The 23,838-nt window shown below is 64.4% G+C and carries 24 protein-coding genes; 13 read left to right on the forward strand and 11 right to left on the reverse strand.

All coding sequences use genetic code 11. The annotated features are described in order from the left end of the window. Positions 1-291: 291 nt before the first annotated feature. Positions 292-681, forward strand: coding sequence for a Rid family hydrolase (locus AAFN55_RS06910; protein WP_347798122.1), 390 nt, complete (start codon positions 292-294; stop codon positions 679-681). Here AAFN55_RS06910 and AAFN55_RS06915 read toward each other — a convergent pair whose 3' ends face one another. Genes AAFN55_RS06915 through AAFN55_RS06945 form a run of 7 tightly spaced genes read right to left on the reverse strand, consistent with a single transcriptional unit; the run spans position 682 to position 9,430 of the window. Continuing rightward, a complete protein-coding gene (locus tag AAFN55_RS06915) occupies positions 682-1,812 on the reverse strand; it encodes a mandelate racemase/muconate lactonizing enzyme family protein (protein WP_347798123.1) in 1,131 nt (376 codons plus the stop codon). Between the two features lie 4 nt (positions 1,813-1,816). Beyond that, the gene (locus tag AAFN55_RS06920) at positions 1,817-2,716 is read right to left on the reverse strand and encodes a carbohydrate ABC transporter permease (protein WP_347798124.1); all 900 of its coding nucleotides are present in this window, start codon (positions 2,714-2,716) and stop codon (positions 1,817-1,819) included. 2 nt (positions 2,717-2,718) lie between these two features. Further along, the gene (locus AAFN55_RS06925) at positions 2,719-3,663 is read right to left on the reverse strand and encodes a sugar ABC transporter permease (protein ID WP_347798125.1); all 945 of its coding nucleotides are present in this window, start codon (positions 3,661-3,663) and stop codon (positions 2,719-2,721) included. Positions 3,664-3,665: 2 nt separating this feature from the next. After that, positions 3,666-4,895 carry a sugar ABC transporter substrate-binding protein gene (locus AAFN55_RS06930; RefSeq protein ID WP_347798126.1) on the reverse strand — a complete coding sequence of 410 codons (1,230 nt, stop codon included), beginning with the start codon at positions 4,893-4,895 and terminating at the stop codon, positions 3,666-3,668. Between the two features lie 45 nt (positions 4,896-4,940). Beyond that, the gene (locus AAFN55_RS06935; protein WP_347798127.1) at positions 4,941-6,938 is read right to left on the reverse strand and encodes a TIM-barrel domain-containing protein; all 1,998 of its coding nucleotides are present in this window, start codon (positions 6,936-6,938) and stop codon (positions 4,941-4,943) included. Then, on the reverse strand, positions 6,931-8,283 hold the full coding sequence (locus AAFN55_RS06940; protein WP_347798128.1) for a hypothetical protein: 1,353 nt from the start codon (positions 8,281-8,283) through the stop codon (positions 6,931-6,933). The genes AAFN55_RS06935 and AAFN55_RS06940 overlap by 8 nt, the downstream gene beginning before the upstream one ends. A gap of 1 nt (position 8,284) precedes the next feature. Next, positions 8,285-9,430, reverse strand: a complete 1,146-nt coding sequence (locus tag AAFN55_RS06945; RefSeq protein ID WP_347798129.1) for an ROK family protein — start codon at positions 9,428-9,430, stop codon at positions 8,285-8,287. Positions 9,431-9,554: 124 nt separating this feature from the next. Between AAFN55_RS06945 and ugpC the strand changes: the two genes are divergently transcribed. Genes ugpC through AAFN55_RS06960 form a run of 3 tightly spaced genes read left to right on the forward strand, consistent with a single transcriptional unit; the run spans position 9,555 to position 12,639 of the window. Then, complete coding sequence (gene ugpC, locus AAFN55_RS06950; RefSeq protein ID WP_347798130.1) at positions 9,555-10,655, forward strand: sn-glycerol-3-phosphate ABC transporter ATP-binding protein UgpC; 1,101 nt, start codon at positions 9,555-9,557, stop codon at positions 10,653-10,655. Further along, a complete protein-coding gene (locus tag AAFN55_RS06955) occupies positions 10,609-11,568 on the forward strand; it encodes a PfkB family carbohydrate kinase (protein WP_347800208.1) in 960 nt (319 codons plus the stop codon). The genes ugpC and AAFN55_RS06955 overlap by 47 nt, the downstream gene beginning before the upstream one ends. Positions 11,569-11,613: 45 nt before the next feature. Next, positions 11,614-12,639: a hypothetical protein gene (locus AAFN55_RS06960; protein WP_347798131.1), complete on the forward strand. Its 1,026-nt coding sequence runs from the start codon at positions 11,614-11,616 to the stop codon at positions 12,637-12,639. A gap of 189 nt (positions 12,640-12,828) precedes the next feature. On the opposite strand, the gene AAFN55_RS06965 is transcribed toward AAFN55_RS06960, so the two are convergent. Continuing rightward, positions 12,829-13,011, reverse strand: a complete 183-nt coding sequence (locus AAFN55_RS06965) for a hypothetical protein (protein WP_347798132.1) — start codon at positions 13,009-13,011, stop codon at positions 12,829-12,831. A 61-nt stretch (positions 13,012-13,072) separates the two neighbouring features. On the opposite strand from AAFN55_RS06965, the gene AAFN55_RS06970 reads away from it, so the two are divergent. Then, positions 13,073-14,230 carry a YbfB/YjiJ family MFS transporter gene (locus tag AAFN55_RS06970; protein ID WP_347798133.1) on the forward strand — a complete coding sequence of 386 codons (1,158 nt, stop codon included), beginning with the start codon at positions 13,073-13,075 and terminating at the stop codon, positions 14,228-14,230. On the opposite strand, the gene AAFN55_RS06975 is transcribed toward AAFN55_RS06970, so the two are convergent. Continuing rightward, complete coding sequence (locus AAFN55_RS06975) at positions 14,231-15,199, reverse strand: polysaccharide deacetylase (RefSeq protein WP_347798134.1); 969 nt, start codon at positions 15,197-15,199, stop codon at positions 14,231-14,233. Between the two features lie 206 nt (positions 15,200-15,405). Here AAFN55_RS06975 and AAFN55_RS06980 point away from each other — a divergent pair, with 206 nt between their 5' ends. The 8 genes from AAFN55_RS06980 (at position 15,406) to AAFN55_RS07015 (ending at position 21,667) form a co-directional block, all read left to right on the forward strand. Continuing rightward, entirely contained in the window at positions 15,406-16,071 is a 666-nt protein-coding gene (locus AAFN55_RS06980; RefSeq protein ID WP_347798135.1) for a tetratricopeptide repeat protein, read from the forward strand. A 7-nt stretch (positions 16,072-16,078) separates the two neighbouring features. Beyond that, the gene (gene der, locus AAFN55_RS06985) at positions 16,079-17,521 is read left to right on the forward strand and encodes a ribosome biogenesis GTPase Der (RefSeq protein ID WP_347798136.1); all 1,443 of its coding nucleotides are present in this window, start codon (positions 16,079-16,081) and stop codon (positions 17,519-17,521) included. A 179-nt stretch (positions 17,522-17,700) separates the two neighbouring features. Then, positions 17,701-18,837 carry a cell wall hydrolase gene (locus tag AAFN55_RS06990; protein WP_347800209.1) on the forward strand — a complete coding sequence of 379 codons (1,137 nt, stop codon included), beginning with the start codon at positions 17,701-17,703 and terminating at the stop codon, positions 18,835-18,837. A 215-nt stretch (positions 18,838-19,052) separates the two neighbouring features. Then, a complete protein-coding gene (locus tag AAFN55_RS06995; protein WP_347798137.1) occupies positions 19,053-19,460 on the forward strand; it encodes an AtpZ/AtpI family protein in 408 nt (135 codons plus the stop codon). Positions 19,461-19,501: 41 nt separating this feature from the next. Next, a complete protein-coding gene (locus tag AAFN55_RS07000; protein WP_347798138.1) occupies positions 19,502-20,251 on the forward strand; it encodes a F0F1 ATP synthase subunit A in 750 nt (249 codons plus the stop codon). 74 nt (positions 20,252-20,325) lie between these two features. After that, the gene (locus tag AAFN55_RS07005) at positions 20,326-20,553 is read left to right on the forward strand and encodes a F0F1 ATP synthase subunit C (protein WP_347798139.1); all 228 of its coding nucleotides are present in this window, start codon (positions 20,326-20,328) and stop codon (positions 20,551-20,553) included. Between the two features lie 62 nt (positions 20,554-20,615). Then, positions 20,616-21,182, forward strand: a complete 567-nt coding sequence (locus AAFN55_RS07010; RefSeq protein WP_347798140.1) for a F0F1 ATP synthase subunit B — start codon at positions 20,616-20,618, stop codon at positions 21,180-21,182. Between the two features lie 5 nt (positions 21,183-21,187). Beyond that, positions 21,188-21,667 carry a F0F1 ATP synthase subunit B gene (locus tag AAFN55_RS07015; protein WP_347798141.1) on the forward strand — a complete coding sequence of 160 codons (480 nt, stop codon included), beginning with the start codon at positions 21,188-21,190 and terminating at the stop codon, positions 21,665-21,667. Between the two features lie 121 nt (positions 21,668-21,788). Here AAFN55_RS07015 and AAFN55_RS07020 read toward each other — a convergent pair whose 3' ends face one another. After that, positions 21,789-22,454 carry a ribonuclease HII gene (locus AAFN55_RS07020; protein WP_347798142.1) on the reverse strand — a complete coding sequence of 222 codons (666 nt, stop codon included), beginning with the start codon at positions 22,452-22,454 and terminating at the stop codon, positions 21,789-21,791. 153 nt (positions 22,455-22,607) lie between these two features. Further along, the gene (locus tag AAFN55_RS07025) at positions 22,608-23,762 is read right to left on the reverse strand and encodes a PA0069 family radical SAM protein (protein ID WP_347798143.1); all 1,155 of its coding nucleotides are present in this window, start codon (positions 23,760-23,762) and stop codon (positions 22,608-22,610) included. Between the last annotated feature and the right edge of the window lie 76 nt (positions 23,763-23,838).

The raw sequence follows: 23,838 nt of genomic DNA on the forward strand, positions 1-23,838 counted from the left end.
GGATGGGCGGCGCGGCGCTGACGCTCGACGCTGATTGGTAGGGTGGGATTCCGCAAATGAGTGTCCGAGCATCACGCTTCTCCTATGATCGCCCTGCGACCAACTGAGTTGCGGCTCGTTCCTCAAAAGCCCTGTGCCATGGGGTATGCGCAGTGTCTTCAAGACAGCCGGCGAAGTCAAGCAAGGGGACGCGTAAGCGTCACGGTTTTGCAGCCGAGGGCAAAGCTGCACCCGCCTCTTTTGTCGCGTGTCATGTGCCGCTATTGCTGTGCCCGACACGGAGACGACATCATGACCAGAGCCATCAACGCGCCCGATATCGCGCCGCCATTTTCCAACTACAGCCATGGCGTGCTCGTGCTCGACGATGCGGAAATCCTGTTCTGCTCGGGCCAACTCGGCAATGCACCGGACGGCTCGGTCCCCGAGGGCTGCAAGGCGCAGGCGGAGCGGTGCTTTGCCAATGTGGCGGCCGTGCTGCGCGCCGCCGGCATGGGTCTCGGCGACATCGTGCGCATCAATGCCTATGTAACCGCGCGCGAACATATGGCTCCCTACATGGACGTTCGCAACAGCCTGTTCGCCGAGCCTTATCCGGCGTCCACGCTGATGATCGTCTCCGGCTTCTCGCGGCCGGAATTCGTGGTCGAGATCGAAGTCGTCGCGGCCCGCAAGCGCTGACTACTGGTACGACGCGCCGGGAATGAACGGGTATTTCTCGATCACGCGCTCATCGATCTCGACGCCAAGGCCCGGACCGTCCGGCGCCATGATCGTGCCGTCGGCGATCTCGAACGGCGTGCCGAGCTCGTCGCGGAAGGCGTTGATGGCGGAGACGTCGGCCTCGTAGATGAACGCGTTCGGCGCGACCGACAGCACATGCGTCGATGCCGCCGTGCTCAGCACGGAAGCGCTGGTGTGCGGCGCGAATTGCAGGTGCCACGCGCCGGCGAGTGCTGCGATCTTGAGGATTTCCGTGATGCCGCCGGTCTTGCAGGCGTCGGCCTGCACGAACTGGATCACCTCTTCGCTGATCAGCGTTCGCAGTTCGTGGCGGGTGAAATGGTTCTCGCCGGCCGCAAGCGGCGTCGGCGTGACGTCGCGCAGGCGGCGATAGCCGGGCAGATTGTCAGGCGTGAACGGCTCCTCGAGCCAGGCAAGTCGGCCTGCCTCGCAAATCTCCGCGATGCGCGCGACATCGGCCGTGCGGTAGCGCGTACCCGCATCCGCGGCCAGCGTGATCTCGGGCCCGAAGGCCGCGCGCACGGCGCTGACCCGCTCAAAGTCCTTGTCCAGCGTGTCGCCGACGCGCAGCTTCATGAAGTCGTAGCCGCGTTCGATGAACCCCTCGATCTCCCGCTTCAGATCGTCGATCGGCTGGAAGCCGAGGCTTATGCCGCCCGCATAGGCGCGGATCGGGCGGCGTTTGCCGCCAAGCAGCTTGTAGACCGGCTGGCCGAGATCCTTGCCCTTGATGTCCCACAGCGCCAGATCGACGCCGCTCAAGCCGATGACGGCCGCAGCACCCGGGCCGTGCGTCGCTATGAAATGGCGGTAGGCCTTGTCCCAGATCGCCTCGGTCTCGTGCGCATCCATGCCGATCAGCGAGGGCCCGAGCGCGTCGTTGACAAAGGCCGCGATAGTGCTCGGCGTTTGCGCGTGATGCGCTTCGCCGTAGCCGACGATACCGTCCACCGTTTCGATGCGCACGAGCACCATGTCGCGCTTGGCGGAACGGCCGACCGCGAAGACCGCGCCGCCCGGCGTGGGGCAGGACAGCGCGAACGCCTGGATACGCTTGATCTTGGTCATCGATTTACCCCTTGACCGCGCCGCCGCCGACGCCTGCCACCAGATGTTTCTGGAGGAAGAAGAAGACGATGAGGATCGGTGCCGCCGTGATCACGCCGCCGGCCATAAGCACGCCCCAGTCGGTCGTGTACTGTCCGATCAGCCCCGACAGGCCGAGCGGCAGCGTGCGGTTCTTGTCCGATAGAATGAACGTGCTGGCATAGAGGAACTCGTTCCAGGTGTGGATCATCACCCATGTCGCGACCGCGACGATGCCCGGCCGTGCCATCGGCAGGATGACCCGCCAGAAGGCCTGCCAGCGCGTGCAGCCGTCCATCCGGGCTGCGTCTTCGAGCGAATGCGGCACCTGCGAGAAGAACCCGCGCATCAGCCAGACACAGAGCGGCAGCATGTAGCTGAGATAGACCGGGATCAGCCCGTAGAGACTGTCGAGCCAGCCCAGCCAGCGAAGCTGGATATAGAACGGGATCAGCAGCAGCACGGGCGGAAACATCTGCCCGTAGAGCATGAAAAGCGGCAGCGCGACCGAGCCCTTGAAGCGGTGGCGCGCCATCGCATAGCCGGCCGTGACCGAGATCAGCACGCTGATGACGGTGACGCTGATCGTGAGGATCAGGCTGTTGAGCGCGTAGCGCCAGAATTCGGCGCCGACCAGCAGGTCGATGTAGTTCTGAAACGTGAAGCTGTGCGGGATGATGCCGGGCGGCCGCGCGAAGATTTCGTCCTTGGCGCGCAGCGAGGTGGCGATCATCCAGTAGAACGGGAAGACCGACCAGACGAAGGCGACCCACAGGCCGACATAGAGGAAGCTGGTGCGCGCCCATTTCGGCGTCCAGCTCCGGCGCAGCGGTGCCGACAAGTCCGGCGTGCGGGCGGTGGATTCGGGTATGGTGAGGCTCGTCATGATCAATCGCCCTCACTTGCCTGGATGAGTTTCAGATAGAGCGTGGTCGCGATCACGAGGCCGACGAACAGCATCGTCGCGACGGCCGATGCCATGCCGAGATCGTAGCGCTGGAAGCCGTATTTGTAGGCGAGCGTGAACAGGATTTCCGACGAGTTCAGCGGTCCGCCTTCGGTCATCAGCCAGATTGCGTTGAAGTTGTTCACGGTGAGGATGAAGGTCAGCACGGCTGCGATCGCGAAGGAGACACGGATTTGCGGCAGGATCACGTACCACAGCTTGCGCCATCCCGACGCACCGTCCATGGAGGCTGCTTCGAGGATCGATTTCGGCACCAGTTGAAGTGCCGCAAGCAGCAGCAGCATGACGAAGGGCGTGCCCTTCCAGATGCTCTCGACCGTGACCGCGTAAAGCGAGGTCGCGGTGTCGCCGAGCCACGGATGGTAGGCGTCGATGATGCCGAGCCGGACCAGTATCTCGTTCACGATGCCGACGCTCGGGTCGTACATCCAGCGCCATGTCAGCACCGCGACGACGCTTGGTACGACCCATGGGACAAGGATGCCTGAGCGGAAGAACCCGATGCCGGGCACGATGCGGTGCAGCAGCAACGCCAGCGCGAGCCCGAAGCCGAGCTGCGCCACGACGTTCAGAACCACCCAGACGAAGGTGTTGAACGAGGCGAGGCCAAAGCTCGGATCGGCGAAGACGCGCTGGAAATTGCGGAATCCCACGAACGGCATGTCGCCGCTGTTCAGCGTGCGCAGCGTCACGTCGAAGAAGGCCGACAGGATGCCCGACACGACCGGATAGACCACGACGCCGACCACGATCACCACTGCAGGCAGAACCATGAGGTAGGGGTAGATGCGCGCACCCCGGCCGGTCTCGAAGATCGAGGACCAGGTCCGCTTGAGTGCGGGTGCAGGCTGGGCGCGTGCAGTCATGCTCAGTTCCCCAGGAGGCCTTCGATGGCCGCGTTGGCTTCGGCCATGGCTTCCGATGCCGGCTTTCCGCGGATCACGGAATCCCAGAGATTACCGAAGACGTCGGAATGCATCTGGCTCCACGATGCGACGACCGGGCGCGGATGGCCGGCGCCGGCCTGCGACATGAAGGGCTGCATCTGCTCGGGCAGCTTGGCGATGGCTTCCGGCGTCGCGGCTGCTTCCAAGGCCGACAGGCGGTTGTACTTGGCCATGAACTCGACGCTGCGCGGTCCGGTCAGCCATTCCACGAGTGCGAAGCTGGCGTCAGGCACGGCGGTGTCCGAGCGGATGGCGAGGTTGTAGCCGCCGATGACCGTGCCGGCCTGCTTGCCGACCGGCAGCGGATGCACCGAGAATTCAAGATTGGGATTGCCCTTCTCGATCGCGGCGATCGCCCAGTCACCGCTCACCACCATGCCGGCACGTTCCTGGACGAAGGGCGCATGCACCTCGTCCCAGTTGCCAGCGGTCAGGACCGATTCCGGCATCGCCTTCGATTCGGTGTAGAGCTTGGCGAGGAAGTCCACCGCCTCGACCGCTTCCGGGTCGCCGACATGCGACTTGCCCTCGGCGTCGATGATCTCGCCGCCATTCTGCCAGATGAAAGAATAGAGCTGGAAGGCGCCCATGCGGTTGCCGCCGAAGCTGATCCCGAATGTTTCCTTCTCCGCGTTGGTCATCGCGACCGCCGCGTCGTGCAGCTCCTGCCAGTTGGTCGGCGCTTTCTCGATGCCGGCATCGGCCAGCATCTTGTCGTTGACGAACAGCGCGACATTGTTGGTGTAGAGCGGCAGCGCATACTGCTTCTGCTGGAAGCGACCAGCCGCGAGCGGGCCGGGCTGGTACTGGTCGGCGATCGATGCGCTCTGCTCGGTGATGTCCAGGAGCAGCCCGGCATCGGCCAGACCTGCCACCCAGGCGATATCGAGCGCCATCACGTCGGGACCCGCGCCGCCGGACATGGCGACGAAGAGATTGCGCTCCATCTCCATATGCGGCACCGCCTGCACCTCGACGGTATGACCGCTCTCGGCCTCGAAGGCCTTCAGTTCTTCATAGATCGGGGCGTCGGGGCCGGATGCGAGCGGCGCATTTACCCACAGGACGATGTTGTCGGCGAGAGCCGGCGTCATACCGAGGCCCACAAGGATTGCAGCAGCGGTCACGCTGCCCTTCCAGATCTGTCTCATGTCAATCTCCTCCGCGAAGCGCCCTCCTGGCGCCTGTTTCTGTTGTCAGCTCCGGTTTCCGGGGTCTCCCGTCGGACCGGTTTCGGCCGGCACGACCCAGCCGATATCGTTGCCAAACCATCCTTCGATGGTTGCGGCGCATTCAGGTTTTTCAACTCCCGTCGCGGTCCTCGCACCGCCGACGACGGCAAGCGCATCGATGGTCCACCCATCGGCGTCGGCAGCGCGGGCAGCGTCGCCGAATACGACCTGAACGCCGCGTTTCGCGGATGCGTCGGTCGCGAGCGTCAGCCGCGCGCCCTTGGCGATGAAGATGGGCATTTTCTCCAACGGCACGTCATGGATGCGCCAGACCGGGCCGCTAACATACTCGCCCGCAAGCACGTCGTACCAGTCGCCGTCCGGCAGGTAGACGGCGCGCGTGTTGCCGTAGAACGCGACCGGCGCGACGAGGATGTCGTCGCCCAGCATGTATTGCTGGTCCCAGTCGTTGATGCCGGACCAGTCGATGTCGGGAAACGCCAGCGGCATCATGCGCATCAGCGGCATTCCACCTTCCGAGGCCTCGCGGCCGTAGCGCTGGAACACCGGCAGAAGCGCCAGATGAAGGCGCGCATAGTCGGTGTAGACCGCGACGCAGGTCTCATCCATGTCCCACGGCTCGCGACAGCCGAGCCCATGCAGCATCATCAGCGGCGTGAAGCAGGAGAACTGCGTCCAGCGCGCGAAGACCTGCGTCGTCGGCGTGCCGAAATAGCCGCCGAGATCGCTTCCCACGAACGACCAGCCACCGAATGCCGCACTCTGCGCGGCACGAATAGCCGAGGAAAGTCCCGTCTTCGGGCAGAAATCCGATGTCTGGTCGCCGCTCCAGATCGGCGCGCGAACGCGCGGCGATCCGGATCGGCTGATGATCGCCGGAACCTTGCCGTCGAAAGCGGCGATGGTCGCTTCCAGATAATAGCGGACGAAGGCGTTGTGCGCCTTGCCGCCGGTTTCGCCGGAATGCAGCACCGCGTGCTCCGGCAGTTGTTCGCCGAAATCGGCCTTGAAGCCCTTGATGCCCTGCTTGATGAGGTTGCGCAGATTGTCCGACCACCACGCGCTCGCATCCGGGTTGGAATAGTCGATCAACGCCGCGACGATGTTCGGATTGGCACCGGGGCGGCGGGTGATCAGTTCACCCTTCGCATCGACGATCGTGTAGCCCTTCGATTTCGCGAACTCGAACGACTTCGTGCCGACCACGACCCACGGGCAGAGCCACAGATAGATGTCGGTGCCGTCCTCGGCCATGCGCGAAACCATGTCCCACGCATCCGGATATTTCTGCGCGTCGAAGGCGAAGGAGTGCACTTCGCTCGCCCAATACGCGTCGATCAGCTTGACGCTCATCGGAAGACCGAGTTGTGCGTGGCCATCGATATCGGCCTGCACCGTCTTGGCGTTTTCGATGCGCCAGTCGCCTGCCTTCCAGAGCCCGAAGAACCCGTCCTGCGGCATCAGGGGCGGACCGATGTGGTCGATGAGCGCGGAATAGAGGTCCGACAGGCTGCCGAGATGAATCTCGACCTCCAGCCGGTCGCCCTCGACTTGAATGCGCAGCACGTTGGGATCGAACGGGGCGGCGACATGGAAGATTGCGGGCGCCTCGTCTGGCAGGAACACCGCATATCCGAGTGTCGTCGCGATCCAGGGTGAGGGCAGGTAGGTGCCGTTGCCGAGTCCGAAATTCTCCAGATAGTAGCGAACCGAATGACCGCGCAGGTCGAGCGTCTCAAACCGTTCGCCGCCGCCGAACGCCTGGAATTTTTTCGGCACCGCAAACGCGATGTCGATGGCCGCGGCGTCGGTCTTGGTGACGACGATACGCAGGCTGCGGCCATCCGCGTTCGCGGTGGCGGTGACATCGATGCCGTCCGCTCCGTCGATCGGCGAGGACTGCCAGGACCCGCCGTCGTTGCGCCAGCCGACCGAGACCGGACGGTAGGCGGCTCCGGTCGGAAACAGGCCGGTCTCGATGCCGGAAAACATCTCAGACATGATCCACCCGCACGCCGAGCTGGCGGCCGAGGTGAACGACCGCATCGGCCCAGTTGCCGTAGACGGCTGTGACGTGATGCTCGTAGCCTTCGTCCATGAAATGGCGGATCAGGCCTTCGGCGTTGGCTTCGTCTGGCCGGAAATAGCCTGCCGCGCGATTGGCGGACGATTTCTCCGCCTCGATCTCGCCCTCCGTCACGAAGATGCGCAGCTCGCCATCCGCGCGCAGCGAAAGCCGCAGCAGCGTGATCGCGCCGGGCTTTAGTGGGAACGTCTCCTGCTTGAGCGCGGCGTCGAGCGAGCGCGGACCATCAGCGAGGCGCGGGCTGACCCCGTAGTGCCAGAGCACCAACCGGTTTTTCGCCCGGTCGATGCCGGAAATGTCGGTCAGGAAGGGCAGCGACGCCGGATCGAATGCGCGGACGACGAGTGCGGTCAGCGCCCCCATCACGTCGCCTTCGGGAGCGATCGGCACGGTGCGATCCGAGAGTTCGCCGAGCGCGCCCCACGTTCCCTTGAAATCGTCGGCGTAGAGGATTTCCGGCCAGTCGCGGATCGCGATGGCGTCGGCCTTGATCGTGTCGAGGCCGGCAGCGAGGCGCGCATAGGTCTTGCCGAGGGTCTTGCGACCCGCTTCGTCCGCGCCTCCGTCGAACGAGGCCGTCGCCCAGCGTTTCGCGCCTTCGTGTTCCGCTGAGCCGTCCGCCTTGCAGGCTTCGAGAAAGCGCACGAGCGTGGTTTGCTCGATGGTGATGTCGAGCAACTGGCGCAGTGCCCATGGATCGACGGCCAGATTGGTGAACCAGTCCGCATGCGCCCCGATCAGCGCGATGCGTGCACCCCGGATCCTGCCATGCGCGCGCGATGCAGCCGCGAAGGCTGCGAGGTCGTCGGCAAGTTCGGCATTGTCGGGGTTGCCGAGGAACAGCGTGAAGCCGTGACCGAAGCGTGTGAGCGTCGATGCCCAGAGCTGAGCGCCGCACAGGGAGTTGGTGACGATTTCCTCGGCTTCTTCCAGAGCCCAGAGCGCAATCGGCAGGCGGCGATCGCCGATCGCGCCCAGCACCTCGTGCAGCAGTTCCGCCGTGCAGAATGTCGAAAGCTGGATCACCAGCCCGTCCAACGCGTCGAGGTCGAATGCCGCGAGTGCGGCTGCACAGCTTGCCCGGTCACGCGCCAGTGTGTCTGCAATCTGGAAGGAGCCCGCGAGGCGCTTGTCGGCCATCAGGGTCTGCGTGCGCCCGATCAGTTCGGTCGCGGCCGCCTCGGAAAAGAGGGGCGACGCGACGAACAGCACGCCGACGCGGCTGGTGGTCGTCTCGACCGATTGGTTCCTCGTCAGCATGTCAGGCAATCTCCTCCATCGCGGCCCGCGGATCCGCTTTCGCGTCCATCCCTCCACCGCGTACAAAGCAATAAGCCGCGTAATGGAGCGCGGCGCTGGGGTCGTTTCCGATCGACGGCTCGATGAACGACAGGGTCAGTCTGCGTTCGTCATAGCCACCGAGCAGGCTCTGGTTGAGACCGTCGGTGATCGCCGCGCGGTCCTCCTCCGGCATGAGCGACGGCCACCCGCTGATCACCACCGTCGAGACCGGATGAAGGTTGAGCGCGTTGCCGAGCGCCAGACCGAGCAGGAACTGCCGTTCGCGCAGCATCTCGCGGGCGATGCTGTCCATACCGACCACTTCGAGGAAGCGATCGCCCTTGGTCAGGATTTCGCTGTCGGACACGCCGATGATTTTCGAGACCGCGCGCAGCGACGTATACGCCTCGACGCAGCCCTTGTGGCCGCAGCGGCAGGCAAGGCCGTCGCGCTCGATCACCATATGACCGATCTCGAACGCCGAGAACGCGTCGATCGGCGCCGCTTCGTTGACGATCACGCCGGCGACGCCGTGGCCCACGAACAGGAACAGGTGGTCGCCCGCGACCTGATAGGGCGTCGTGCTGGAGTAGCGATGGAAGGCCGTCTGAGCCACCACGGAGTTCGTGAGCGCCAGCGGAATGTCCTGCAACGCCTCCGCGAGAAAGCCGCGCAGGCGCTCAACGTCCCATGGAAAGATCGGGTTGCCGGCGTCCCGGCCATAGCCGGGCATCGACATCGCAGCCTGTCGCACGGTGATGCCGCGCGTCTTGGCCCAACCCCGCATCGCGCTCAGGCTGGCATCGAACAGGGTTTCGAATTCCGCCTGCTCAAGCTGTGGAGAAGCCGGCATGCGTTCGACGTAATCGAGCGTGCCGCCGAGATCGCCGACGCCGAAAGACAGCCGGCTGTTGGAGAGTTCGATGCCCAGAACACTGATATCCTTGCGTAGTGTAACAAGAGAGGTCGGGCCGCCGACGTGAGGCGCTGGATGGCGCACCTCTTCCACCAGGTTTTCTTTCCGCAATTCGCTGAGAATGCGGGAAACGCTGGCTTCCGTGAGGTTCGACTCGCGCGCTATAACCGGACGAAATGCGCCACGCGTCCGCAAAAGGCTCTCGAGCACGGTCGCGCGCGTCTCCCTTCTGCTCCTCGGTACAAATCGTCCTGACATCGTTGAACCATGATATTTACACTGTGTAATTATTCTGCTTTAGAAAGGGCGAATGTCAACAGGGAGCGAGAAGAAATTGGCAGAGTTGACACTGCGGGCGGTGCAGAAGCGGTTCGGACTCGTCGATGCGGTCAAGTCGGTTGATCTCGATGTGGCCGATGGCGAGTTCATCGTCCTGGTCGGCCCCTCCGGGTGCGGCAAGAGCACGCTCCTGCGCATGATTGCAGGGCTGGAGGAGATCACGGGCGGCGAGATCAAGCTCGATGGCCGCAGCCTCAACGCGGTCGCCCCGCGTGACCGCGACATGGCGATGGTTTTCCAGGACTACGCGCTCTATCCGCATATGACGGTCGCCGAGAATCTCGGTTTCGCGCTGAAGATGCGCGACATGCCGCACGCGGCGATTTCCGCCAAGGTTGCAGAAGTGGCGAAAATGCTGGAACTCGACATGCTGCTGGAGCGCAAGCCGCGCGCGCTGTCCGGCGGCCAGCGCCAGCGCGTCGCTCTCGGCCGTGCGCTGATCCGCGATCCGAAGGTGTTTCTTTTCGACGAGCCGCTGTCGAACCTTGATGCCAAGCTGCGTGTCGGCATGCGCATGGAAATCCGCAAGCTCCAGGTCGCGCTCGGCACGACGAGCATCTACGTCACGCACGACCAGATCGAGGCGATGACGATGGCCGACCGCATCGTCGTCCTGAAACTCGGCGAGGTGCAGCAGATCGGCACGCCGATCGACATCTACCAGCGCCCCGTGAACAGCTTCGTCGGCACCTTCATCGGCTCGCCGCCGATGAGCCTCGTGCCGGCAAGCATTCGCCGTGAAGGCGGCACGGTCCATCTCGCCTTCGGGCATGGCCACGACATCCTGCTGCCGCCCGCCCGTGCCGAAGCGATTGCACGCGCCGGCGTCGATCGTGTCGAGGTCGGTCTGCGCGCAGAGCATGTCACGCTCGCCGAGGACGCGAATGGGCCTGACGGCACAGTCTTTACGTCGGACATCGTGCTGGTCGAGGAGCATGGCGCGGATTCGATCGCAGTCGTGACCCTCGGCGAGCGCGAGGTGATGGGCCGTGTTCGCCCGGGCTCGGCACATGTCGGCGAAAAGGGCCGCCGGTTCCGCGTCGATGCCGATGGCCTTCACCTCTTCCATCCAGACACGGGTGTGCGCCTTGTCTGATCAGCGGCCGGGGGAGGTCTTCTGCCTTGGCCTCGCCATTCAGGACACGATCATGACCGTCGCTGCGATCCCGACGCAGCCCGTCAAGATCTATGCGAGCGCGCGCCGGGAGGTGGGCGGCGGGCCAGCCGCCACCGCCGCCGTCGCAGTCGCGAGGCTGGGCGGCAGCGCGCGTCTCGCCGGTCGCATCGGCAACGATGCGACCGGCGCAGCCATGCGGCACGAACTCGACGCCGAACGCGTCGACACGACCTGGCTCAAATCCTTCGAGGGATTTCAGTCGCCCGGCGCGACGATCCTGATGGACGGCAATGGCGAGCGCGTCATCGTCGCCTATGCCGATCCGGACATGCCATCCGATCCCCACTGGCTTGAGCCGGACGATCTCGGCGGCGCGTTCCTGTGTGATTTGTCTTGGCCGCAAGGCGCGCTCAGGGGGCTGCGCATGGCCCGCGCCGCAGGGGTTCCGAGCGTGCTCGATGCCGACGTCTCACGACACAAGCGCGACGACATCGCCGCCGTGATCGATGCAGCGGATTATGTCGTGTTCTCGCGGCCGGGTCTGGCGCAGTTCACCGGCACGGACGACATCGAAACGGGCCTTCGCCTTGCGTCGCGCCCGTCCCACAAGCTGACCGGCGTCACAGACGGCGCCGACGGTCTGTTTTGGTTGGACAACGGTGCTCTCGCCAATGCACGCCCACCCGAGGTGACCGTGGTAGACACGGTCGGCGCCGGCGATGCGTTCCACGGCGCGCTTGCGCTTGCTTTGTCGTATCGCTGGCCGCTGGAGCGCGCCATCGCGTTTTCCAACGCGGTCGCGGCGCTGAAATGCACGATGCCCGGCGGCCGCGCTGGACTGCCGAGCGCCGACGCGCTGGCCCGGTTCGACCCATCGCTCAGTCCTTTCTGACCGCCCGAACAGCCGTTTTCCGCCATCGCGACGAGGAGCACAGACTTGAACCGCAATACCAGACTGGACGAGAAACTCGACCGCATCCGCCGCGATCCGTCGGGCTCCAAGGAATTCCTGATATGCGACGCCAAGGACCCGGATATGGCGCGTGGCATCAACGCGCTCGGCATCGCGCGGGACGCCGAGGGAAACCAGCGGCCGCAGACGCGGCGCGGATTTCTGGAGACGGTGCGCCAGATCGTCAAACAAGACGTCGTCGACCTGATGCTGCTGTCCGCCTACAATCTGCACAAGCTCGCGATTGAGGAAGACCTGTTCGCCGGAAGCAAGATGGCACGCGCGGCGCGTGTTAACGACACGACGGAAATCTGGCTGCCGCGCCACGGCACATACAGGGAGACCGCATCCGGCCCATTCCGCACCGCCGATCTCGCGCGCGTCATGCATGGCGGGCGGCCTCCGCTGGCAAACGGCGTCGCCGGTGCCGACCTCGGTCTCTACAGCCTGACCTTCACCAACGACGTGCACGCGGATCACCGCATGCTCGAGGCGTACAATGCGTTTCGCGCCGAATGCAACGCGCTTGGCTTCCGGCACTTCCTCGAAGTCTTCAATCCGAACGTCGGCGCGCTGTCGGGCGAGGCTGTCGGCGAATACGTCAATGACTGCATCGTGCGCTGTCTTGCCGGCATCGACCGCGATGCGGCGCCGATCTTCCTCAAGGTCGCGTATAATGGCCCCCGCGCCATGGAGGAACTCGTCGCCTATGACGACGAGATGATCGTCGGCATTCTCGGAGGCAGTGCGGGCACCACGCGCGACACGCTCGAACTGCTTCACCAGTCGAAGAAGCATGGTGCGCGGCTTGCCCTGTTCGGGCGCAAGATCAACCAAGCCGAAGCGCCGCTCGATCTGATCGAGATATTGCGTGCGGTCGCCGACGACGAGATGGGACCGGAGGAGGGCGTCGCCGTCTATCACGACCGGCTGTCGAAGCAGTCGATCAGGCCGGTTCGGGCGCTGGACGAGGATCGCGCGATCACGCAGCCGGTCCTGAAAGCGGCCTGAGCGCCCGTCACACCCTATATGTCCATGCAAGAAGGCCGATGACGTACAGTCATCGGCCTTCTTGGTTGTCGCGGTCGCGTGCGGATCAACGCGAGCGGACACATCTCTTTGCTTCGGCCGAAAATACGGCCTCGAACGTCGGGCGAGTGTTTTTGCGGATCAGTGCCTCGCTCGATCGGTCGATGATGCTCAGCCGATGCCGATGAACGACAGGATGGCAACGACGATAACGACGAGACCGACGATGTAGATAATCGAATTCATGTTCTCTCTCCTTCTGCACTCAAACTGTTGCGACACAACGCTCTCGGTGCGAGGTGGTTCCGACGCGCCCGGCCGGGGCGGGGCGCGATACAAACCATCGTCGAGCATATTTTGGTCCAGCAGTATGATCGGGCTTGTAGCGATGCGGTCGCCCGATAATGTCGCACGGATGGATTCGTCAGCCCGTTCGCCCGCCACCTATGCCATCGCCGGAATGATCGCGATGGCGGTCGCCATGGGCATCGGGCGTTTCGTCTACACGCCGATCCTGCCCGGCATGATGGACGCGCTCGGCCTTACCGCCTCCGATGCCGGGCTGATCGCGTCGGCCAATTATGCGGGCTATCTCGTCGGCGCGGTGCTTGGCGCGGGCAATTGGGGGCAGGGCCGGGAACACACGATCGCGATGGTCAGCCTCGCGTCGAGCGCGGTGCTCGCAGCCGCGATGGGCATGACGGAGAGCATGCCGGCCTTTATCGCGATCCGCTTCCTGGCAGGTGTCGCCAGCGCCTTCGTGATGGTTTTCCTGTCGACCATCATCTTCAGCAGACTGGCCGCCGCCGGACGATCCGACCTTCAGGTGTGGCACTTCGGCGGCGTGGGCATCGGCATAGCCCTGTCCTCCGTGATGACGGGCGCGGTCCTGCTGGGCGGCGCGCAGTGGGAGGCGAACTGGCTGTGGTCGGGAGCCCTCTCGATCGCCGGCTTCGCAGTCGTCTTCGCGCTGGTCGACCGTGGCGTCCCACCCCAGACAAGACCCGCTGCGGAGCCGCCGACGCCGCGCAGCACGGCCATGACACGCATCATCCTCGCCTATGGCATCTTCGGTTTCGGCTACATCGTCACGGCCACGTTCCTGGTGACGATCGTGCGGCAGGGCGATGCCGGCCCCTTGTTCGAATCGGTCGTCTGGCTGGCGACGGGTCTCGCGGCGCTGCCGTCCGTCTGGCTCTGGTCACGCGTGTCGCGCCGCATCGGCCTGGCTCAGACCTTTGCGGTCGGTTGCCTCGTCGAGGCGGTCGGCGTGATCGCCAGCGTCAGCATGGGCGGATATGCGGGTCCGCTTCTGGCGGGTGTCCTTCTGGGCGGGACGTTCGTCGCGGTCACCGCTTTCGGCCTCACGATCGGCCGCGAACTCGCAGGCGCCGCACCGCGCCGGGTGCTCGCGCTCATGACGGCTGCTTTCGGCCTGGGCCAGATCATCGGGCCGGTCGTCGGCGGCATCGTGGCCGATCAGACCGGCAGTTTCACCGCGCCCTCTCTCCTCGCAGCGGCGGCATTGATCGCGTCCGCAGTGGCAATCTGGGGTGTGCGCTCGAAGGTGTGATCAGCCGTCGCTCCGGGCGGTTTCTTCCAGATATGTCCGGTAACTGACGCACCGCACGCTCTCTCTCGCGCAGGCATCTTCCGCAAATCCTTCCAGCGCCCGCCAGTAGGCGCCGTCGTTCATCAGGGTGAAGTGGAAGCCGATCTGAAGCGGCAGCCGCTCGCCCGCGAGCTGATCGTCGAGCGCCTGCGTGAAGGCTTGCCGCGTGCGTGCCTCGAACGAACCATCGGGATCGCCGCGCTCCAGCCCGCCCGAATGGCGCACGAAGAGATTGTAGTCCATCGCGATGATGGGCCGGGCGCTCGGGCCTTCGGGAATCATCGGCAGCGAAAACCGCGTCACGGTGCCGTGCTTCGGCATTGCCGGTCCGCGCGACACCGTGCTGGCGTCGTAGGCGAAGCCGTCGGCCTCAAGCGCGTCGAAGAGACCGGCGCCGGTCGACAAGTAAGGCGCGCGGAAACCGATGATTTCCGTCTCGACGAATGTCTTCCAGCTTGGCGGCTGGTGCGGAATGCCGTTGATCTCCCACGCGCCGGCCAGGATTTGCGAGAACTGGCGAAACTCGGACTCCCATTCCGATGCGCTCCATTCGCCGCCGTCGAAGTGGCCGCAGCCATGGCTGGCGATCTCGTGGCCTTCCATGCGGGCGGTCCAGAGCTGGCGCAGCCGCTGCGCGACGTCGTCTTTCGATTCGGCGTAACCGACATTGGATCGACCGGTCGTGTGGCGAGGCGGATCGTAAAGCGCGCGGTCGGCCCGGGTCAGCAGATAGACGCAGGACAGGAAATAGGTGAACTCCGCCCCGGTCTTGCGCGCGAGCGCGCGGCTGCGCTGCCATTGCTCGATATGCTGCGCGCCGTCGAAGGAGATGATGACATATTGAGTGGGCAGGGGTTTTTCCGCCGCCACCGCAGGCAGCGCGAACACGGAGGTGAGGGCAGCGAGAGCGAAGCGTCTGGTCAGGTTCATCGATGTATGGAAAGCCGGTCAGGATGGGTGGGAAAGACGGTGTCAGGTGAATGTGGCGAGCATGGGATGGTTCCCTTGTGCGCAGCTCAAGCATCCTTTTTGTGCGCAGGGCCTTCCATGCGACCAATTTTCAGCTAAAACCCATGCAAAATCTGGCTGGGCCAGCGTAACGCGCAGGCCGCCATCACTCCAGCACCGGTTATCCGATGTCCGACGACAGTTTCTTTCGTGAAGTGAATCAGGAAATGCGCCAGGATCGCGCGCATGCCCTGTGGGACCGCTATGGCGCGATCGTCATCGCCGCCGCGGTCGGCGTCGTGCTTGCTACCTCGGCCTACGTCGCGTGGGATTACTGGACGCAGTCGCGCGCCAATGCGTCGGGCGATGATTACTCGCAGGCGCTGACGCTGGCGCGCGAGGGCAAGACCGAGGAAGCGCAAGCCGCGCTCGCCCAGCTCGAGGCGGACGGCTATGGCGCCTATCCGGTTCTGGCGCGCCTGCGGGCCGCCACGCTGCAGGCCGAGGCCGGCGATCACGCCGCCGCCGTTGCCGGGTTCGACGGCGTTGCGGGTGACAGGAGCGTTCCGACCTCGATCCGCGACATGGCGCGGCTGCGCGCCGGGCTTCTTCTTGTCGATCACGGCACCTATGCCGACGTCGCCCAGCGCGTCGAGGCGTTGACCGCCGACACCAACCAGCTTCGCCACTCCGCGCGCGAGGCCTTGGCACTCTCTGCGTGGAAGGAAAGCCGCCTGGCCGACGCCCTCGCACTCTTCGAACAGATCACCGCCGACGATTTTGCTCCGCAAAATATTCGGCAGCGAGCAGAACTCATGTCCGAACTGATCCGCGGTTCGGGCACGTCGTCTTAAGCGCGACATGAGCTTCAAGGTCGCCATCATCGGCCGTCCCAACGTCGGCAAATCCACGCTTTTCAACAGGCTGGCCGGGCGCAAGCTTGCGCTGGTCGATGACACGCCGGGCGTGACGCGCGACAGGCGCGTCCATCCGGCCAAGCTCTACGATCTGCGCTTCGACGTGATCGACACCGCTGGTCTGGAAGACGCAGCCGCCGCCACGCTGGCCGGCCGCATGCGCGCCCAGACCGAGGCCGCGATCGCGGAGGCCGATGTCGTTCTCTTCGTCACCGATTCCCGTGTTGGCCTGATGCCCGACGACCGCACCTTCGCTGATGTGGTGCGCCGCACCGGCAAGCCGGTCGTGCTCGTCGCCAACAAGGCCGAGGCGCGCGGCGCGCAGGGCGGCATGCTGGAAGCCTGGGAACTCGGGCTCGGCGAGCCGATACCGATTTCCGCCGAGCACGGCGAAGGCATGCCTGATTTGCGCGAGGCGATCATCGAGGCCATCGGCGCGGAGCGCGCGCTGGGTGACGACGAAGACGACGATGACCTCGCGCCGGTTCCCAGCGCCGAGGCGCTGGTCGGCGACGATATCGACGATCCCGACGCGGAAACGATCCCCGAATACGACGCGACCAAGCCGTTGCGCATCGCGGTCGTCGGCAGGCCCAATGCGGGCAAGTCCACGCTTATCAACACGATGCTCGGCGAAGACCGCCTGCTCACCGGCCCGGAAGCGGGCATCACCCGCGATTCGATCTCGGTCGATTGGGACTGGCGCGGCCGCCGCATCAAGCTCTTCGACACCGCCGGCATGCGCCGCAAGGCGCGGGTGCAGGAGAAGCTGGAGAAGCTGTCCGTTGCCGATGGCCTCCGCGCCATCCGCTTTGCCGAAATCGTCATCATCGTTTTCGATTCGACGATCCCCTTCGAGAAGCAGGATCTCCAGATCGCCGATCTGATCATTCGCGAGGGCCGCGCACCGATCATCGCCTTCAACAAATGGGATCTGGTCGAAAACCCGCAGGAGCTGCTGGCCGAACTGCGCGAGAAGACCGAGCGTCTCCTTCCACAGGTGCGCGGCCTCCAGGCCGTGACGGTTTCCGGCGAGACGGGGCGTGGCCTCGAAAAGCTTATGGAGGCCGTCGACAAGACGCATCGCGTCTGGAACCGCCGCATCTCCACCGGCAAGCTGAACCGCTGGCTGGAAGGCGTGCTTGCGCATCATCCGCCGCCCGCGGTTGCCGGACGTCGTCTCAAGGTCAAGTACATCACGCAGGTTAAGGCCCGCCCGCCGGGCTTCGTCTTGTCCTGCACGCGCCCCGATGCGATGCCGCAATCCTATGTGCGCTATCTCATGAACGGCCTTCGCGAGACGTTCGAGATGCCCGGCGTTCCGATCCGCATGGTCTTGCGCGCCTCCGAAAATCCCTTCGCCAATCGGGCCAAGAAGAAGCGCTGAGACGTTTCGACGCGGTGATGCGCGGTTTTTCCGCGCGTCACACTCGCGCCGCATCGCCCACGTTAACCCCCCATCAAGGTTAATGCATCATTGTCGCCGTCATTGGTTTCGTGCTGCGTTTCTGGAGAGTTTTCGTGCTGCGTCGACTGGTTCTGCGCCGGAGGTTTCACCCCGGCAGCATGCGATCCCTCGCTGCCCCGTTTTTCATCGGCCTTGGCTTCTGGGTCGGGTTTCCGACGTCGGCGGCCTATCAGGATATGGCAAGCTTCGTGTCCGGCACGGAAGCCGGCGCGCAGCGCTGGGGCGGCTTCGTCGAGAAGTCCGTCGCAGGCTCCGTGCACAGTGCCGAGATGCAGTTTCTCGACGCATCCGCGACGGGTTCCATATCCGGCAGCGGCCTGACCGCGCCGGGGCTCGGATCGGTCGCCTTCCGCGGCAAGAACGAAACCAGCGACACGCCCGACGAATCGCGCGTCACCCGTGGCGACAAGCAGGGCCGCATCGTGAATGTGGCGCCCGTGGCGCCGCCGAAGTCGTTCAACGCGGGCTCGGTTTTCGAGCGCACCAGTTCGCTGCTCGACGCGGCCGTCGAGCCGTCGCTCGAAATGGCCTTCGTCGCACCGCAGATCAAAGGCAAGGAAATCCAGATCGCAGGCGCCTTCCATCTCAAGGAAGATCGGAAGATCGACCCCGGCGTTCCGGCTTTCCTTGCCTCGCTCGTCACCAGCGAGAAGGCCGACATCCTCGCGACGGCCTATGCGCCGGCGTCGCCTGACTACGCGACGGCGTCGCCCTTCGCGACTTTGTTGCAGAACGAGGACAAGGCCGGCGCCGGTCGCTTCATCCCGCCCGTCACCGATGGCGACCATGCCTGGATGAGCCAGCCGCTTCCGGCCAGCGTCTTTTCTGCCAAGGAGCAGAAGTGTCTCGCCGAGGGCATCTATTTTGAGGCGCGCGGCGAGGACGTGAAGGGCCAGGCGGCCGTCGCCCAGGTCATCCTCAACCGGGTCCGCAACCCGACCTATCCCGCGACGATCTGCGGCGTCGTCTACCAGAACCAGTCATGGCGCAATCGCTGCCAGTTCTCGTTTGCCTGCGACGGCACCACGCCGCGCGTGCGCAGCCAGAATCATTACAAGATCGCGCAGGAAGTCGGCATGGCGGTCACCGCCGGCAAGATATTCATTCCCGAAGTCGGCTCGTCCACGCATTACCATGCGACCTATGTGCATCCGCGCTGGGCACGCACCATGGAAAAGATGAAGAAGATCGGCCTTCACATCTTCTATCGCACCCATGGCGGCGGCTGGAGCTAGGCTCTTAAAGCCCCGATCTGTGCGGGATTCGCACCAAACGCTCCCGGTCGAGGCCATGGCGCATTGTCGCACATGGCTAAATATCTGATTTCACTAGATTACTGAGTGGCAATTCGGGGTCCGGACTCGGCTTGACTGGGGAGGGGCCCCTAACTATGTTGCGCGCGAATTGAAAGCGGACAGCCGATGACGTGCTTTCCGGGCTGGAGGTTGGTATGGCCGGCAGTGACAGGCCAGACGAAACCGGAAAAACCGAGCCCGAGCGCACGTCGGCTGGCATAGGTCAGGAAGACCTCGAACGCCGCAGCCGCGAACTCGAGGCTGCACTCGCAGCCAGAAGACCGGCGCGAGACGGGGACAAGAAACCTGTGACCGGCAGCATGGCCGGTTACGGACAGGCAATGAAGCTTTCCAGCGAGTTCATCGCGGGAATTGCTGTCGGGGCAGTCATAGGATGGCTGATCGATCGTGTGGCGGGGACATCGCCATGGGGTCTCATCATCTTCCTGCTCCTCGGATTTGTAGCCGGTGTGCTCAATGTCCTGCGGTCTGCGGGCATGGTGGCGGAGCCGGGCCCGAGAGCGTCGCCGAAAAGCGATGCTGGCGGGCAGGACAAGAAATGAAACGCGCCGAAGGGCGCATCTGATTTATCGAGGGGTCCACATTGGCCGACGATCCAATCCACCAGTTTCAGATCTCCAAGCTGATTCCGATTGAGATCGGCGGGCTCGACCTGTCGTTCACCAACTCGTCGCTGTTCATGGTCGCCACCGTCGCGACCGCCGGCGCATTCCTCTATCTCACGACGTCGAGCCGCGGCCTCATCCCGAGCCGCGCGCAGTCCGTTTCCGAAATGTCCTACGAGTTCGTGGCCAACATGCTGCGCGACGCAGCCGGCACGCAGGGCATGAAATTCTTCCCGATGGTGTTCTCGCTGTTCATGTTCGTGCTCGTCGCGAACATGCTCGGCATGTTCCCCTATTTCTTCACCGTCACCAGCCACATCATCGTCACCTTCGCGCTTGCGATGGTCGTGATCGGCACGGTCGTCATCTACGGCTTCTACAAACACGGGCTGAAGTTCCTCAAACTCTTCGTGCCCAGTGGCGTCCCCGCGGCGGTGCTGCCGATGGTGGTGATCATCGAGATCATCTCCTTCCTGTCACGCCCGGTCAGCCTCTCGGTTCGTCTTTTCGCGAACATGCTCGCCGGCCACATCACGCTGAAAGTGTTCGCGGGCTTCATCGTGTCGATGAGCAGCCTCGGCGCGCTCGGTGTCGGCGGGGCCATCCTTCCGCTGTTCATGACGGTCGCATTGACCGGCCTCGAATTCCTGGTGTCGTTCCTGCAGGCTTACGTCTTTGCCGTTCTCGCCTGCATGTATCTGAACGACGCCGTCCACCCGAGCCATTAGTGGTTCGATCAATTTCGCTGGCGGTCTGACCGTCATCCCGAAACCGCAATCTGATAAGTCACAAGGAGTTTGACATGGAAGCGGAAGCAGCTCGTTACATCGGCGCAGGTCTCGCATGCTTCGGCATGGCCGGCACGGCACTCGGCCTCGGCAACATTTTCGGTAGCTACCTCTCGGGCGCCCTGCGCAACCCGTCGGCTGCCGACGGCCAGTTCGGCCGCCTGATTTTCGGCTTCGCGGTTACGGAAGCTCTCGGCATCTTCTCGCTGCTGATCGCGCTTCTGCTCCTCTTCGCCGTCTAAGACGATCAGACTGGAATGCCGGCTGCCTTTGGCGGCCGGCCACTCTTTGACAGGGGAAGTCCATGTTCGTGGCGCCTGCATTCGCGCAGGAATCAGGAACGGAAACGCAATCCGAAGTCGGCGTCGAGCACGAGGCCGGTGGAGTGTTTCCGCCTTTCGATTCATCCACCTTCGCGTCGCAGATTCTGTGGCTGGCGATCACTTTCGGCTTGTTCTACCTCTTTTTGAGCAAGGTCGTTCTTCCGCGCATCGGCGGCATTCTCGAGGTCAGAAGCGATCGTATCGCCCAGGATCTCGACCAGGCTGCACGCATGAAGGAAGAGGCCGACGCCGCGATTGCTGCTTACGAGCAGGAAGTCGCAGAGGCGAAGGCCAAGGCAAGCGCCATCGGCCAGGGCGCACGCGACAAGGCCAAGGCTGATGCCGAAGTCGAGCGCAAGCAGACCGAGGCGTCGCTCAATTCAAAGCTCGCCGAAGCCGAAGCCCGCATAGCACTCATCAAGGATGCTGCGATGCGCGACGTCGGCTCGATCGCCGAGGAGACGGCCACGGCCATCGTTCAGGAGGTTATCGGCGCAAAGGCCGACAAGGCTGCCGTATCCGCCGCCGTCAAGGCCGCGAGAGGATAGACGCCATGGACGCGACATTCTGGGCAACAGTCGGCCTGTTCATCTTCCTGGCGATCGTGATCTATGCCGGCGTGCCGGCCATGGTCGCGAAGTCGCTCGACGCGCGTGCGGACAAGATCCGCAACGAGCTGGAAGAGGCACGCCGCCTGCGTGAAGAGGCGCAGCAGTTGCTCGCCGAATATCAGCGCAAGCGCAAGGAAGCCGAGCAGGAAGCAGGCGACATCGTCGCTGCCGCCAAGCGCGAGGCAACCATGCTGGTGGCCGAAGCCAAGAAGAACACCGAGGACTACGTCGCCCGTCGTACGGTTTTGGCCGAGCAGAAGATCGCTCAGGCCGAGCGGGACGCGGTGAACGAAGTCCGCTCCAGCGCGGTCGACGTTGCCATTGCGGCGGCGGGGCGTATCCTCGCCGACCGGGTCGACACCAAGGCCGACGCGGCGCTCTTCAAGTCGGCTCTCGACGACGTCAAGGCGCGGCTGAACTAAGCCGGTCTCACCGACATTTTGAAAACGCCGCCTCCGGGCGGCGTTTTTCGTTGTCGATTCTTCGCACGATAGGGCTGATGAAAACCGGAAAGTCTCTCGAAAGCGGGGCAGAAATCCCGGTCTATCCGACAGGTTCGGCCAGCCGGAACGGCGCGAACGACAGGCGATGCAGCCGCGATGCGGGGCCGTGGGCGCTGATCGCCGTGCGGTGGCGCTCGGTCGCATAACCCATATGCACTTCGAAGCCGTAGCGCAGGTCGCAGGCGCCGGCACGCGCCATCATGCGGTCGCGCACCACCTTGGCGACGATCGATGCCGCTGCGATCGACTGGGAACGCTGATCGCCTTTGACGATGGCGCGGCCGAGGCAGATGAGGCCGGGCGGAACGTCGCGCCCATCGGCCAGAACCATCAGGGGCTGGACGCACAGCGTCGCGACAGAGCGGCGCATCGCCTCGAGGCTCGCCTTGCGGATGTCGGCGGCATCGATGGACAGGGCCGAGACCGAGGCGAACGAAACCGCGACCGCGTGCGACAGGATGTCGGCGAACACGCGTTCGCGTGCACCGGCGTCGAGCCGCTTCGAATCGTCGAGGCCATCGGGAATCGAATCGGGATCGAGAATCACGGCAGCCGCTACGACGGGACCTGCGAGCGGACCGCGTCCGGCCTCGTCCGTGCCCGCGACCGGCAAACGCCCGTCCCGCATCGCCTCGCGCTCGAGCGTGAAGTCGGGCCGAACGGGCAGTTCGAAAAGGGTCGGAGAATCGGGGCGCGGGCGAGTCATGTGCGGCAAGCTCGCACCGGCTCCGATTCTCCGCAAGACCTTCCCGACCCAAAGGGGCGGCGGATCGGGAAGGCGTCCGTCGGCGCAGGGGACAGGCAAAGGCCGGACGGGACTGGAATGGCCGGGCAGGGTGCGCGACCATGACTGGTTATGTCAGAGCAGCATGAGCTGCTGACCCGCCTGTGCCGGCGGCGTGAAGAGGTCGTTGCGAAGCCGGCGGCGTTCGGTGTTGAGACCGAGGCGCTTGGCGGCGATCTCGAACCGGCGTCCGATCTGCCAGGCATAGGGGCCGGTGCCCTTCATGCGCTTGCCCCACTCGGCGTCGTAATCCTTGCCGTCCCGCATCGAGCGGATCAGCGAGACGACGTGGCGGTAGCGGTCGGGATAGTTCCGCAGGAGCCAGTCCTTGAAGATCGGGCTGACCTCCAGCGGCAGGCGCAGGATGATGTAGCCGGCCTCACGCGCACCCGCCGCATAGGCGGATTCCAGAATGCGCTCGATCTCCTGGTCGTTGAGGGCAGGGATCACCGGCCCGATCATCACCGACACCGGAATTCCGGCCTCGTCCATCGCCCGCAGGGCTTCCAGCCGGCGCGCAGGCGTGGCGGCACGCGGTTCCATAGTGCGCGCGAGCTTGCGGTCGAGCGTCGTCACCGACAGCGCCACCTTGGCCAGGCCCTTTTCCGCCATCCGCGACAGGATATCGATGTCGCGCATCACGAGCGCCGACTTGGTCACGATGCCCACCGGGTGGTTGTGCGCCTCCAGAACTTCCAGCACCTCGCGCATGATGCGCCATTGCTTCTCGATCGGCTGGTAAGGGTCGGTGTTGGTGCCGATGGCGATCGTCTTTGGCTCGTAGCCGGGCTTCGCCAGCTCGCGCTCCAAAAGGCGCGCCGCGTCCGGCTTGGCGAACAGCTTCGCCTCGAAGTCAAGCCCCGCCGACAGGCCCATATAGCTGTGCGTCGGCCGCGCGAAGCAGTAGACGCAGCCATGCTCGCAGCCACGATACGGATTGATCGACCGGTCGAAGGAGATGTCGGGCGAATCGTTGCGGGTGATGATGGTGCGCGGCTTCTCGACCTGCACCTCGGTCTTGAACGGCGGCAATTCCTCCAGCGAGTTCCAGCCATCGTCGAAGACATGACGGGAAACGGGCTCGAAGCGGCCGCTCATATTGACGCCCGCACCGCGGCCGCGACGCCGGTCGAAACCGACGCGCAATCCGCTTTCCTCGATCATGGCATTGGCCATGGGGGCGCCACCGCTGGTGTAGGCTGCGATGTCGGCTTGTCTGATAGGTTCCATGAAGTGCGCTCCGGGGCGGTTCTGCCGCTTGCGACTCGTCTCTCTTTGATGAAACTATTCCTATTTTACCAAAGAG

Source organism: Mesorhizobium sp. CAU 1732, from assembly GCF_039888675.1.
Classification (GTDB): domain Bacteria; phylum Pseudomonadota; class Alphaproteobacteria; order Rhizobiales; family Rhizobiaceae; genus Aerobium.